Consider the following 12,493-nt stretch of genomic DNA (forward strand, 5'->3'; position numbering starts at 1 on the left):
AGATCGCCCTGGATCCGTAAATGTTCCGTGCCCTGCCGATCGACGCCATGGTGCGCACGGTGGCCGAACTCGGCTACGAATACATAGAGTTGTCCCCGCGTGCCGACTTCATGCCGTTTTTCCTGCATTCGCGTGCGGACGACGAGCGGATCGCGGAGCTGAAGAGGGCCCCGCGTGATCACCGGGTTCAACTCTCCTCCGTGCTGCCGCTGCACAAATGGTCCTCGCCCGACGAGTCGGAGCGGCGGGCGGCCGTCCGCTACTGGAAGCGGATGTTCGAGATCACCGCGGACCTGGAATGCCCGCTGATGAACTCGGAGTTCAACGGCCGGCCCGAGCGTGCGGCGGAGAGCGAGGACGCGTTCTGGCGCTCACTGGAGGAGCTGCTGCCCCTGTTCGAGCGGGAAGGCATCGCGTTGAACCGGGAGGCGCACCCGGACGACTTCTGTGAGGAGAACGCCCCGGCGGTCGACCTGGTCCGTGCGATCAACAAGCCATGGCTGAACTACCTCTACTGCGCCCCGCACTCCTTCCATCTGTCGGGGGCCGACCCGACGGCAGACCTCGCGGACACCTTCAACCACAAAGGTTCCTCTCGGTTACGCTACATCCTCAACCCGCCTGGCACCTCGGCTCGTATCCATCAGCATCTGGACATCGGGCAGGGTGAGATCGACTGGGCCGCGTTCTTCGGTACGCTGCGGGGGCTGAAGTTCGACGGCGTGGCCACGGCCTGTGTGTTCGCTTGGGAAGAGCGGGCCCGCGAGTCCTCGGCGTTCATGCTGGAGCGCATCACGAAGGGCCTGGTCGCAGGCTGATCAAGGTGGTGCGTGGGGCGTCACTCGTATGGGTGCACCCGGTCCGGCGCTCCGTGGCGTAGGGAGGGGTCCGTCGTTCGGCAGCAGTGTGATGTTTGCCATGTGACGTGATGGATTTTGGGTAAACGGGCAACGTTCCCCTTCATGCCCCACGCCAACCCTCTGCGGCAGGTGATTCGATGACCACGGCGACGACCCGGGCGCTCCGGACGACGCCGCCCGCCCGTACCGGCGATACGACCGCTCGGGATTCCCCAGCCGCCGCCATGCCCTCGCTGCCCTCTTTGACAGGGTTGCGGTGGATGGCGGCGGTTCTGGTGTTCGGACTGCATGTTAACAATTTCGGCTATTTCGGAGGCACCGGCGGCCGCCTCGTCTACTGGGGATTCAATGCCGGTGCCACGGGAGTGTCGTTCTTCTTCGTACTGTCCGGCTTCGTCCTGACTTGGTCGGCAAGGCCCCGCGACCGCGCGCTCGCCTTCTGGAGACGCCGCATCGCACGGATCTATCCGGTGCATCTGGTCACGCTGGCCGTGGCCCTGGTCATGGCGTACACGCTGGCGCACCAGCCGAAGCCGTCGCACCGGCAGGCCCTGTCCAATGTGCTGCTGCTGCATTCCTGGTGGCATCCCTGGTGGCAGACGCTGAACCCGGTGAGCTGGTCGCTTGCCTGCGAGGCGTTCTTCTACGCCTCCTTCCCGCTGCTGATCCTGCTGCTGCGCCGGATCGACGCGCGCGGTGCGGCGCTGCTGGCCGTCCTGTCGGTGGCGGCGGTGCTGGTGCTGGCCTGGACCGACGCCCACGACTGGTGGACCTACACGCTGTACGCGTTCCCCGCCGCCCGGCTCCCCGAGTTCGTGCTCGGCGCGGCCACGGCGCGGCTGGTGCTGCTCGGCCGCTGGCGCGGGCCCGGCCTGGAGGCCTCGCTCGCCGTGGCGATCATCGGCTACTTCCTCGTCCCGCAGGTCACCCCCGGCTACTCGGCCACCGTGTGCACCATCGCCGGGTTCGGGCTGCTGATCCCGGCCGCGGCCGTCGCGGACGTCCAGGGGCTGCCCTCGTTGTGGCGGCGCCGGCGGCTGGTGCGGCTCGGTGAGCTGTCGTTCGCGTTCTACATGATCCATCTGCTGGTGCTGCGCGCCGGTACCGAGCTGCTCGGGACGAAGCCGCACTTCGGGCTGCTGGCGGGGCTGGCCGTCACCACCACCGCGTTCGCCGTGTCGCTCGGGCTGTCCTGGCTTCTGTACGAGGCGGTGGAGCGCCCGGCCAGACGCCTGCTGCTGCGCCGGCTGCGCCGCCCCGGTCCGCGGCAGCCGGACCAGGACCGGGCTCACCACGAGGCACCGGCCGCAGCACGGGACTGAGCCGGTCACCGGGTCTCCCGCAGACCCGCGACGGGTAGCTCCCCTGACGGGAGACCCGTGCCAGACGGAGCAAAAAGCGCCCTCGGCTCGATCGCGTAAGGCCTCGTGCCGGGGCGCCATGGGCAGCAGAGGGCCTGTCGGCCGCCTTCCGAGGGGAGCGGGCATCCTCCTCCCCTCGGCCACCGCCTCAGACGCCGCCGACGCCCTCGGGCCGAGCCCCGGGGACCTGGTGTTCCGCCGCCCCCGCCCCTAGGTTCTGCCCATCGGGAAAGGGGGCGGGATGGACCGGGACATCCGCACGGTGGAGGACGTGCTACGACTCCTGGACGGACTGTTCGCGCCGGAGGCCGACCGCTGGACGCAGGGCGCGGCCGACTGGTGGGACGGTTTCTACGCGGACCGGGACAGACCGGTGCCGTTCTTCGCGGCGAAGCCTGACGAGAGCCTGGTGTCCTACCTGGACCGCGGCCTGATCACGCCGGGCCGGGCCCTCGACCTGGGCTGCGGCCCCGGCCGCAACGCGCTGCACCTCGCCGCACGCGGTTTCCACGTGGACGCCGTCGATCTCTCGCCCACCGCGATCGCCTGGGCCGAGGAGCGCGCACGGGAGACGGGGGCGGACACCGAGCGAGCCGGTGACCGGGCGAAGGGTGCCGTCCGGTTCCACTGCGGTGACGCCTTCGCCTCGACCACGGGGACCGAGGAGACCACGGACGGGCTGCGCGGCCCGTACGACCTGGTCTACGACTCCGGCTGCTTCCACCACCTGCCACCGCACCGCCGCATCAGCCATCTCGCACTGCTGGACCGGGTACTCGCACCGGGCGGGCACTTCGCGCTCACCTGCTTCGCCGCCGGCCGGATGGGCTCCGAGCTCCCCGACGCGGCGTTCTACCGCGATCCCGGCCCGCACGGGGGTCTCGCCTACGCTCCCGAGTCCCTGCGCCGGATCTTCTCCGGCCTGGAGGAGATCGAACTGCGTGCCATGCGGCCGCAGCCGGTGGACTCCGCGCTGTTCGGCGAGGATTTCCTCTGGACGGCCCTGTTCCGCCGCCCGAGCCGGCCGTCCCCGTGCCGAGGCCCCGGTACCGAGGTCCCCGGGCCGGGGTGTCCGGAACCGGGAATCGCCGGGGATTTCCGGTCGGGGTGAAGTCGGGCCGTCTCCATCGACTTGCCAGGACGGCAGGCCCGCCGGACGCGTCGTCCGGACCCGGGAAGAGCCAGGCTAGGCGCTGCCGTCGGCCCCCGCAGGTCGGGAGAAGGCCGCGTTCGCCGTTCCCGTGGACGTCGTCCTGGTTCGGAAGCCCAAACCTTCAGAACCGCATGCCGTGTCCCCGTGCCAGGACGAGATGGGGGTCGTGGCGCCGTTTGGCGTCGGCGAGGGCCGGCCAGCGGGTGCCGTAGTGGTCGCGCCAGTCGGCATCCGAGAAGGGCAGGGCGTTGACGGGGTAGGCGACGGCGCCCTGGTCCCGGGCGAGTTCGTAGGCGGCGCGATTGGCGGCCACCATCGCGGCGGCCGCCTCCGGGCTCTCCGGCGGGGCCGTGCGCAACAGGGCGAAAAGGTACAGGACTTGACCGGACGGGCGGCGGAAGAAGGGGGCGCGCAGCCGGTCGGAGAGCAGCGGGTAGAGCAGGACGAGGCCGGTGTCACGCAGGTCGGCGAAGGCTGGGTCGGCGAGGACGGCACGGACCACGGACTCGGCACTGTCCTGCGGGAGCAGCAGATTGAGCCACGGGTGCGGATGCAGCCACTCCCCCGTCGCCCGCAGCACCTCCTCGTCGGTGTCCACGCGCTGGGCGAACTCGCCGTACCCGAGGTCCTCGGTCTCCGTGGCGGCGGGGTCGTGCGCGAGTCCGCCGAGCAGGGCGTCGTCGTCGGGCGGGTGCGGGCCGGTGTGCGGGGCCACGGCCTCGATCATGTACTGCCAGCCCTGCTCGCCCGCAGGCCGGGCCTGGCCCTCCAGATAGGCGAAGCGCTGCTCCTCGGCGAGCCGCCGCTGGTCGGCGAGGTAGCGGGTGAGGTCCGTGTAGTACAGGCAGTGGCGGCGGACCCGGTCGGGGGCCGGGACCAGCCGCAGGGTGGCCGACACGATGACGGCGCACTGGCCGAGGCCGGCGAGCACGGCGTGGAACAGTTCGGGGTCCCGGTCGGGTGAGCAGACCCGGTGCTCCCCGGTCCCGGTCACCACCTCCAGCTCCAGGACCTGGTCCGCGACGAGGCCGTGCCGGTGGCCGGCGCCGCCGAGTCCGCCGGCCGACAGGACACCGCCGACACCCGCGCCGAGGTAGTCGGTGAGGACCGGCGGGGTGCGGCCGTAGGGCAGGGTGGCGGCCAGCACGTCCCGCCACAACGCGCCCGCCTGTACGGTCACTTGGCCGTCCGTCACCGGACCGACCCGGTGCAGCGCCCGCAGGTCCAGGACGATCCCGCCGCCGGCCTGGCTCTGGCCGTACATCGAGTGGCCGCCGCCGCGCGCGCTCACCGGGATGCCCCGGGGGCCGGCGAACTGCAGCAGGTCCTGGATGTCGGCGGCGGACTCCGGGCGCAGGACGCCCAGCGGTTCGGCCCGAACGAGGTGCCCGAAGTCCTGTGCGGCCTCGTGGCGGGTCTCCGGGCGGGTGTCCAGGGCCGGGCCGAAGCGGGTGGCGAGGTCGTGGGCCGTCGTCATGCCGGAATCACATCAGACGGGCACGGTGTGCGTCGAGATCGCCTCAACTGCCTTCTGCCGCCTGCTTCTTGACGAGGTGCAGCAGGGCGGCGTGCGTCTCCGCGTCGGCCGCCGCGACGAGGCCGTCCGCGCCGGTGAGCACGGGCTCGCCGTGCAGGCCGGTGACCGTGCAGCCGGCCGCGCGGCACAGGGCGATCCCGGCCGCGAAGTGCACGCTGTCACGCAGGTCGCCGTCGGTGACGTAGGCGGCCCGGCGGCCGGCGGCGACCCAGGCCACCGCGAGGGTGCTGGAGATCACCCGGGGCCGGAACCGCTCGGCGAAGCCCGGGTCGGCGAGGAGCCGGACCGCCTGGAAACCGGGGGCGTTGGGGAACGGCGGGTCGAGATTGACGTCCACCAGCGTGGACCCGGCCGAGGGCGTCAGTGGCTCGTCGGCGCCGTTCACGCGGAGCCGTGCCGTCTCGCCGTCGGTCCAGAACACCTCGCCGCTGAACGGGTCGGCGGTCGCGGCGGCCGTGATGCCGGGTCCCTCGCGCAGGGCGACGTTCACGCCCACGAGCATGTTCCGTACGGCGTAGTTGAGGGTGCCGCACAGCGGGTCGACGAGCCAGCGGCGGTGGGCGTCGGCGGCGCCGGAGCGCCCGCTCTCCTCGCCGGTCACGGCGTCGTCGGGGCGGGCGGCGCGCAGCACGTCCAGGATGGCTCGCTCGGCGGCGAGATCCGCCTCGGTCGCGAAGTCGCCGGCCGACTTGCCGTAGCGTGCGAGCGGGCCGCCGTAGAGGTCGCGGACCACGGCGGCGCCCGCCTGGGCCGCGGTCAGCGCCAGGCGGGCGTCGGATTCCCCGTTGATGATCGACATGGGCGCAGGGTAACCGCACGTCCCCTCGCTGCTGGAGGGGTCGGGCGCCGGTCGGCGCCGATGCGGCTAGCGGTGTGCGTATCCCGTTGCGGCGAAGGACAGGCGCTGTTCCGCGGCGGAGCGCCCCGCGCCCACGGAACTCCCGCTGCGGTCCGTCCAGTTGCGCACCGGTGTGGTCTCGGCGAGCCGGCCGGAGCTGCCGGAGAGGCCGAGCACGAGTCCGCTGTAGCGGTTGACCAGGCGGTAGCCGCCCCCGGAGGCGTTCGGGATCACGAACCACTGCTGTCCGACGGTGGGTCCGCCTGCCGGTGCCCTGGTGACCGTGGGCCGGGCGCCCCAGGCGCGGCCCGCGGTGGAGCCGGAGTCGACGCCGAGCAGCCGGCCGCTCGCGGTGTTGGCGAGGGTGTAGGCGCCGTCGCCGGTCGGCGTGAAGACCCAGGTGTCGCGGCCGGATCCGGTGGGCCGCGCCAGCGAGGTGGTGGCGCTGCCGCCGGCCGCCTGGGCGAGGATCCGGCCCGCGCCGCTCGCGATGCGGTAGGCGCGGCTCGTGTCCATGGGCGCGGCTGCCGGTTTCCCGGTGTCGACGGTGAGGTCGACGTACTCGCCCGAGGCGTCGTGCGAGCAGCCGAAGGCGCAGTAGGAGCGGAAGGACTTGCCGACGATCGTGGAGCTGGTGCGGTTGGCGCTGTCCAGGAACCAGCGGTACCAGGAGGCGTTGGTGTAGCTGCCGGTGTCGCCGATGAGGTGCCATTTCTGGGTGGCCAGGTCGTCGGTGGCGTAGAGGTACTGCGGTGAGTTCCCGCTCTGGTCGACGCCCTGCGGTTCGCCGATGTAGAGCCCGAGGTAGGCGTCGTAGGCGATGTTCATGACGAACAGCGGCGAGGTCGCGGGCATCTTGCCGGCCGCGATCTGCTGGGCGGCGGTGCCGGTGTTGGCCGGGTCGTACTCGGCGGTGGCGGGGGTGTAGCCGGTGGGGTGGGCGGCGTCGACGGGGACGATGTCGCTCTCCCTGCCGCCGGTGCCGGGCTGGGACCAGGCGCCGTCGTACCACTTGCGCCAGGAGCCGGGGGCCATCTTGGCCGAGATCGGGGCGCGGGCGACGTGCTCGTAGAACGCCTTCCAGCCACCGTTCTTGTCGATGATCCGGGAGCCGTAATAGACGTAGAAGTAGCCGGAGGCGGTGTCGACGTAGAGGCGCTGGTCGCCGTCGCCGTAGGAGTACGTCTGGTTCGGGAAGGCCGTGGTGTCCCCGCGCTCGGTGCTGTACGGGGAGGTGATCGCATGGTCCTTGACGGTCCAGGTGTGGCCGCGGTCGGTGGAGACGGCGTAGTCGATGGCGTCGTAGTGCAGTCCGTCGCCGAAGGGCTGCGGGGTGAACTCGTTGTGCACCAGGCCGTACCAGGCGCCGGTGTCGGGGTCGACCCATACGCCGGACAGGTCGCAGTAGTTCTTCTGGGCGTAGCCGGAGCCGCTCGGGGCGTACGTCGCCGCCCGGCCAGTGGGGCTGTTGTTGCAGCGCCAGGTAGTGTCGTCGTTGCGGTCTGCGGAGTTGGCGGGGTTCACCGCCGTGCTCAGCTTCTTGTCGTAGCTCGCGGAGTCGAAGTCCTTGCCGGTGTAGAAGTCCCAGGTGCGCGGGTCCTTGGCGCCGTACAGGGCGGCGGACTGCTGGTAGTGGAAGGTGCCGTCCCGGTCGACATAGGGGCCGGCGGGGGTGTCCGTGGGGTGGGTGAAGGGTACCGGGGTCCCCACGGTCACGGTGTAGGTGGCGTCGGCGGACGGCGCGGCCGGCGCCGGGGACGCGAGGCCGCCGCCCAGGACCAGGGCGGCAGTCGTGGAAAACACCGCCACGGCGCCGCCTGCTCTGCTCGAGAGTCGCAACTGTGCTCCTTGTTGCCGAAGGGCCGGTTGCACGGAACGATCCGGCTCCGGCGGTTTCCCCGGCAATGGACTCCAGTGCACCGCCTCTTGCACTTTCGCGCGCGTACGTCCGCTGGTGGGGCGCTTGCCTGCGTGTACGTCCGCCGTGTGGCACGCGCGCCCGCGCGCGCCCGCTCGTGGGCGCCGGTCAGGGCTCCTCGGAGGGTACGGCGGACAGCGGGCTGTCCCAGGCCAGTTGGCGGATCAGGGTCTCGTCCGGCTCCGTGGGACGGGCCGCGACGGGGCCCGGGCGGGACGGATTGCGGCTGCCGCGGGAGATGCCGCCGCTGACGGTGATGTTGTGCTCGACCCGGGACCGGCGGTGCCGTTCGTAGGCGGTGAACGCGGCCGGCGGGTCGGGCAGGTCGCGCAGCGCCTTGGCGAGGACGACGGCGTCCTCCAGGGCCATGGAGGCGCCCTGGCCGGTCGCCGGGGAGGCCGCGTGGGCCGCGTCGCCGATGAGCAGGATGCGCCCGTGCCGCCACACCGTGCCGAGCGGCATCTCGGTGGCGTTGGTGACCATGACGGGGCCCTCGGAGGCGGCCACGATGTCCGCGGCGGGTGTGGCGTCCTTGCGCAGCAGCGGCAGCAGCTCCTCGCGCCACGGGGCGTGGTGCGCGGCCGGGCCCGCGGGCAGGGGTTCCGTGTTCACCCGGGCGAACCAGTACGTCTGCCCGGCCGGCGACACCGTGTACCCGAACCCGCTCTCGCTGCCCCGGACCATGGTGATGACGCCGGTGCCGTCCATGCCGGGGGCGGTGCCGGAGTAGCCGTAGAAGACCCGCTGGCCCGCGTATGCGGGCCGTACACCGGGGGTGAGGGTGCGGCGCACGGTGGAGTTGAGCCCGTCGGCGCCGACGAGCAGGTCCGCGTGGGTCACGCCGCCGTCGGCGAACCGGGCGGTGACGCCGTGCGGGCCGTTCGTGACGGCGACCAGACGGGCGCCGTGGCGCAGCCGGATGCCGCGCCGCTCCGCCTCGCCCTGCAGGGCCGCGTTCAGCTCGCCGCGGCGCAGACAGCGGTAGCGCAGTGCGGGGTCGGCCACCTCGCCGAGCGGAACATGGGTCAGCTCGGTTCCCTCGTGGTCGAGGAGCCGCAGCGAAGTCAGCGGAAAACCGGCGGCCGTCACGGCGTCCGTCGCGTCGAGCTGGGCCAGGGCGCGCATGCCATTGCTCGCCAGGGTCAGGAAGGCCCCGATGTCCTCGGCCATGTCGGGGTGCGCCTCGTACACGGTGACGTCGAATCCAGCCTTGCGCAGCCCGAGCGCGGCCGCGGTCCCCGCGATACCGCCGCCGACGACCAGTACCCTCGTCAGATCCGTCCCGCTCACATGCCACTCCTCGTGCCGACAGTGGTGATGACCATCTAAAGGCAGGAGACGGGCTCACGGACGGCCTGGGGCCGGAATCCGGACAGGCCCGTGCGGAAGTCGAGGGGGTGCCGGATGGAGGAGCCGCCGTTCGCGGTGGTGCTCACGGGTGTCGGGGAGCGCCGGATGGACGTGGTCCAAGTGCTGCGGACCGTCACCGGTCTGAGTGCCTGGCACTGTGCGCGGTGGTGCGCGGCCGTCCCGGTGCCCGTGGTCGGGGCGACCTGGTTCGAGGCGGCCGACAGGGCCGCGGGACGGCTCCGGGCGGCCGGGGCCGAGGCCGACGTCGTGTGCGGGTCCTGTGCGCGCACCGTGCCGCCGCAGGGGCGTCCGCTGGACCCCGGCCCGTGCGCGGCTCGCGCCTGGTCCCCCGCCGACTGCCCCGCGAGCCGTCCCTGACAGGCGCGCCGACCGGGCGCCGTGCACACCCTGCCGTCCGCCTGACGGGTTCTTGGCGGGAATGTGGGTACGTCCCGGCCATGCGGGTGAGTGTGGTGGACGCGGGGTCGAACACGGTTCGGTTGGTGATCGCGGATGTGGAGGGCGGCGTTCCGCTGCCGGTGCACACCGTCAAGTGGAAGCTGCGCCTGTCCGAACACATCGGTGCGGACGGCACCATCGCCGACGAGGCGGTGGAGCGGTTGGTTCAGGCGGTGGCCGCGGCCGGGGCGACGGCCCGGCGGTGGCATGCGCCGGGGCCGCTGGCCTTCGCGACCACGGTGGTGCGCGGTGCCCCGAACCGGCAGGAGGTGCTGTGCCGGGTGGCGGCCGGCACCGGGATCCGTCTGTGCACCCTGCCGGGTGAGACCGAGGCGGAGCTGACCTTTCTCGCGGCCCGGCGCTGGTTGGGCTGGCAAGCCGGCCCGCTCGCGGTGCTCGACATCGGCGGCGGCTCGCTGGACGTGGCCTTCGGGCGGGGCCGGCTGCCCGATTTCGCCGCCGCCCTGCCGCTCGGCGCGAGCCGGCTCACGCGGGAGTACCTGGGCGTCCAGGACCCGCCGGGGCCGGAGGAGCTGAAGGAGCTTCGCCGCAGGATCCGCCATGAGCTGCGGGACGTGGCGTCGCGGATCCGCTGGGAACGGCCGCGCACCGCCGCGGTCAGCTCTCGTACGTTCCAGCAGCTGGCCCGGCTGTGTGGGGCGGCGCCCGGGCGGCACGGCCCGTTCGTGCGGCGGGAGTTGCGCTGCCGGGAGCTGCGCGAGGCCGTCCGTACCCTTGGCGCGTTGCCCGCCGCCGAGCGTGCCCAGCTGCCCGGGATCTCCGCGCCGCGCGCCGCGCAGAGCCTGGCCGGAGCGGTCGTCGGCCACACGGCGCTGAAGCTCATGGGACTGCCCGGTGCCGTCGTCTGCCCGTGGGCGATCCGCGAGGGCGTGCTGCTCCGCTACATCGAGGACGGCGGGTCCTGGTGGACGGACGTCACGAACCCCGCCGGCTCCGCACCGCCGGCCCCCAAGGCCCCGCTCCGCATCGCCGGCCCACCGGCTTGACCGGCCACGGTGCCTCACTCGTCCCGCAGGTCCTCCCGGAGATCAGCGATGAGCCGGTCACCGGTCACCGTCCGGTCGTCCTTGTGCTCGTCCCAGCGCCCGAACGTCCGAACCGCGGCCCGCGCGAAGTCCCCCGGCAGGCCCGCTTCTTCACAGGCCTGTGCGATCTCCCGCATCTCCGGCTCCCAGCGCCAGGCGCGCGGGCCGGCGGTCGCCAGTCGCCGCGGATCGGCGAGGGGCGTGCCGGCAAGCGCCTGGGCGGCCAGGTCCCGCAGTTCGTCGAGGACGTCATGGGCATCGGCCAGGGCGGAGGCGTGCGCGGCGAGGGCGTAGGAGATCTTGTTGTAGGCGGCGAAGGACAGCTTGAGCGCCGAGGCCCGCCCGACCGGGCCGGTCAGGGGATGCGGGGTGAGCAGGGTGCCGTCGAAGAGGGCGGACACGGCCGCGACCGCGTCCGGCTCGCCCGAGAGGTAGGCGGGTGGTCCCGGTGGTGCGGGGCGGCGGGCCGGTGATGCCCCCGTCCACGAGCGTCGCCGCACTGCCTGCGAACAACGCGCCGATCTCGCCCATCCGTTGGGGACCGACCGCGTTGGCGTCGACGTACACGCCCCGGAACCCGGCCGCCGCCACGCTCGCCGCGACGTCGAGCGCGGCAGCCGGCGGGCACACGCTGAGGACGGTCTCGCAGCGCTCCGCCAGCTCCGTCAGGTCCGCGGCACCGCGCAGTCCGGCCTCGGCCGCCCGTCGCCGGGTGCCGGCCGAACGTCCCTCCGGCGCCCACCACACCCGCGCCCCCGCGGCCACCGCCTGCGCCGCCACCCGCGCGCCCATCGCGCCGGGGTGCACGATCCCCACGTCCCGCGCGTCCCGCACGTCTCGCCGACCCATACGGCGACCCTAACGCGCCCTGCCCGCCGCCTCGTTCGCACGGCTCGCGAGCTCTCGATGCGTATTTCTCCAAAGACCCCGAAATCCCGACCCGATCTGTAGCGATCATGACAAAGGGAGGGTAGTCATGCCGGTATGGCATTACGTCGATCACGTTCGGGAACACAACGGCTTGCCGCCCTCGTGGCCGCGGCGGCGCTGGTCCTCGTGGGCTGCGACAGCGGCGGCACCTCGTCCTCCGGCGACGGCCGCGAGCAGCTGACCGTCGCGGCGCTGCCGCTCACCGACTCGGCCGCCCTCTATCTCGCCCGGGACCGCGGGCTGTTCGCCAAGGAGGGCCTGGACGTGCGCATCCAGCCGGTGCAGCAGAGCATCCAGGCGCTGCCCGCGCTGCTCAAGGGCCAGGTGAGCGTGATCGCGAGCGCGAACTACGTCACGTACCTGCAGGCGTACGAGAAGGGCACCCTGGACCTGCGCATCCTCGCCGAGGGCGTCCGGATCGCGCCGCACATGATGGACGTCCTCGTGCCCAAGGACTCCGCCCTCAAGTCGCCCGCGGACCTCGCCGGCAAGAAGGTCGCCGTCGCCGTCCTCAACAACATCCAGTCCCTGACCCTGAACGCGATCCTCGACGCCCAGGGCGCGAAGCGGCCCGTCTACCGGCAGATCCTGTTCCCGCAGATGGGGCCCGCCCTGGAGAAGGGCCAGGTGGACGCCGCCCACGCGGTCGAGCCCTTCGACACCGCGATCCAGGGCGAGTTGGGCGCGCGGGTGCTGCTGGACGGCGGGTCGGGACCGGCACTGGGCCTGCCGGCCAGCGGCTACGTCACCACGGCCGACTTCGTGAAGAAGCACCCGAAGGCGGCCGAGGGCTTCCGGCGTGCCGTGGAGGCGGCCGCCAAGCTCGCCGCCGCGGATCCGGGAGCGGTGCGCACGGAGCTGCCGAAGTACGCCAAGGTGAGCGCCGACCAGGCCACATCGATCCATCTGCCCACCTATCCGACGACCGCCGACCCGGCCGTGCTGCGCCGCCTCGTGCGGCTCATGCGCGCCCAGGGGCTGCTGAAGAAGGACATCGATCCGACGCCCCTGCTGGTGAAATGACCCGACCGAAGTGACATA

At 72.6% G+C, this 12,493-nt stretch carries 11 protein-coding genes; 6 read left to right on the top strand and 5 right to left on the bottom strand.

Annotated features, from left to right (window positions below; all coding sequences use genetic code 11):
- Positions 1 to 20 precede the first annotated feature (20 nt).
- From AB5L52_RS03015 to AB5L52_RS03025, 3 genes are all read left to right on the top strand, one after another.
- Complete coding sequence (locus AB5L52_RS03015) at positions 21 to 818, top strand: sugar phosphate isomerase/epimerase family protein (RefSeq protein WP_369362531.1); 798 nt, start codon at positions 21 to 23, stop codon at positions 816 to 818.
- Between the two features lie 179 nt (positions 819 to 997).
- Positions 998 to 2,182: an acyltransferase gene (locus tag AB5L52_RS03020; RefSeq protein WP_351032047.1), complete on the top strand. Its 1,185-nt coding sequence runs from the start codon at positions 998 to 1,000 to the stop codon at positions 2,180 to 2,182.
- Positions 2,183 to 2,462: 280 nt separating this feature from the next.
- Entirely contained in the window at positions 2,463 to 3,332 is an 870-nt protein-coding gene (locus AB5L52_RS03025; RefSeq protein ID WP_369362532.1) for a class I SAM-dependent methyltransferase, read from the top strand.
- A 163-nt stretch (positions 3,333 to 3,495) separates the two neighbouring features.
- On the opposite strand, the gene AB5L52_RS03030 is transcribed toward AB5L52_RS03025, so the two are convergent.
- From AB5L52_RS03030 to AB5L52_RS03045, 4 genes are all read right to left on the bottom strand, one after another.
- Positions 3,496 to 4,851 (bottom strand): FAD-binding protein, encoded by a 1,356-nt coding sequence (locus tag AB5L52_RS03030; RefSeq protein ID WP_369362533.1) that lies wholly within the window; start codon positions 4,849 to 4,851, stop codon positions 3,496 to 3,498.
- 43 nt (positions 4,852 to 4,894) lie between these two features.
- Positions 4,895 to 5,710 carry an inositol monophosphatase gene (locus AB5L52_RS03035; protein ID WP_369362534.1) on the bottom strand — a complete coding sequence of 272 codons (816 nt, stop codon included), beginning with the start codon at positions 5,708 to 5,710 and terminating at the stop codon, positions 4,895 to 4,897.
- 66 nt (positions 5,711 to 5,776) lie between these two features.
- Positions 5,777 to 7,558, bottom strand: a complete 1,782-nt coding sequence (locus tag AB5L52_RS03040) for an RICIN domain-containing protein (protein WP_369362535.1) — start codon at positions 7,556 to 7,558, stop codon at positions 5,777 to 5,779.
- Positions 7,559 to 7,775: 217 nt separating this feature from the next.
- Positions 7,776 to 8,942: an FAD-dependent oxidoreductase gene (locus tag AB5L52_RS03045; RefSeq protein WP_369368800.1), complete on the bottom strand. Its 1,167-nt coding sequence runs from the start codon at positions 8,940 to 8,942 to the stop codon at positions 7,776 to 7,778.
- 129 nt (positions 8,943 to 9,071) lie between these two features.
- Between AB5L52_RS03045 and AB5L52_RS03050 the strand changes: the two genes are divergently transcribed.
- Together AB5L52_RS03050 and AB5L52_RS03055 are read left to right on the top strand one after the other, a co-directional pair.
- Positions 9,072 to 9,395 carry a ribosomal protein L7/L12 gene (locus AB5L52_RS03050; RefSeq protein WP_351572344.1) on the top strand — a complete coding sequence of 108 codons (324 nt, stop codon included), beginning with the start codon at positions 9,072 to 9,074 and terminating at the stop codon, positions 9,393 to 9,395.
- An 80-nt stretch (positions 9,396 to 9,475) separates the two neighbouring features.
- On the top strand, positions 9,476 to 10,483 hold the full coding sequence (locus AB5L52_RS03055) for a Ppx/GppA family phosphatase (RefSeq protein WP_369362536.1): 1,008 nt from the start codon (positions 9,476 to 9,478) through the stop codon (positions 10,481 to 10,483).
- Positions 10,484 to 10,497: 14 nt separating this feature from the next.
- Here the strand turns inward: AB5L52_RS03055 and AB5L52_RS03060 are convergent, their stop codons facing one another.
- The gene (locus tag AB5L52_RS03060; protein ID WP_369362537.1) at positions 10,498 to 10,923 is read right to left on the bottom strand and encodes a DUF1932 domain-containing protein; all 426 of its coding nucleotides are present in this window, start codon (positions 10,921 to 10,923) and stop codon (positions 10,498 to 10,500) included.
- 583 nt (positions 10,924 to 11,506) lie between these two features.
- Between AB5L52_RS03060 and AB5L52_RS03065 the strand changes: the two genes are divergently transcribed.
- The gene (locus AB5L52_RS03065; RefSeq protein WP_351572351.1) at positions 11,507 to 12,475 is read left to right on the top strand and encodes an ABC transporter substrate-binding protein; all 969 of its coding nucleotides are present in this window, start codon (positions 11,507 to 11,509) and stop codon (positions 12,473 to 12,475) included.
- Positions 12,476 to 12,493 lie beyond the last annotated feature (18 nt).

The sequence above is a fragment of the Streptomyces sp. CG4 genome (genome assembly GCF_041080655.1).
Classification (GTDB): Bacteria; Actinomycetota; Actinomycetes; order Streptomycetales; family Streptomycetaceae; genus Streptomyces.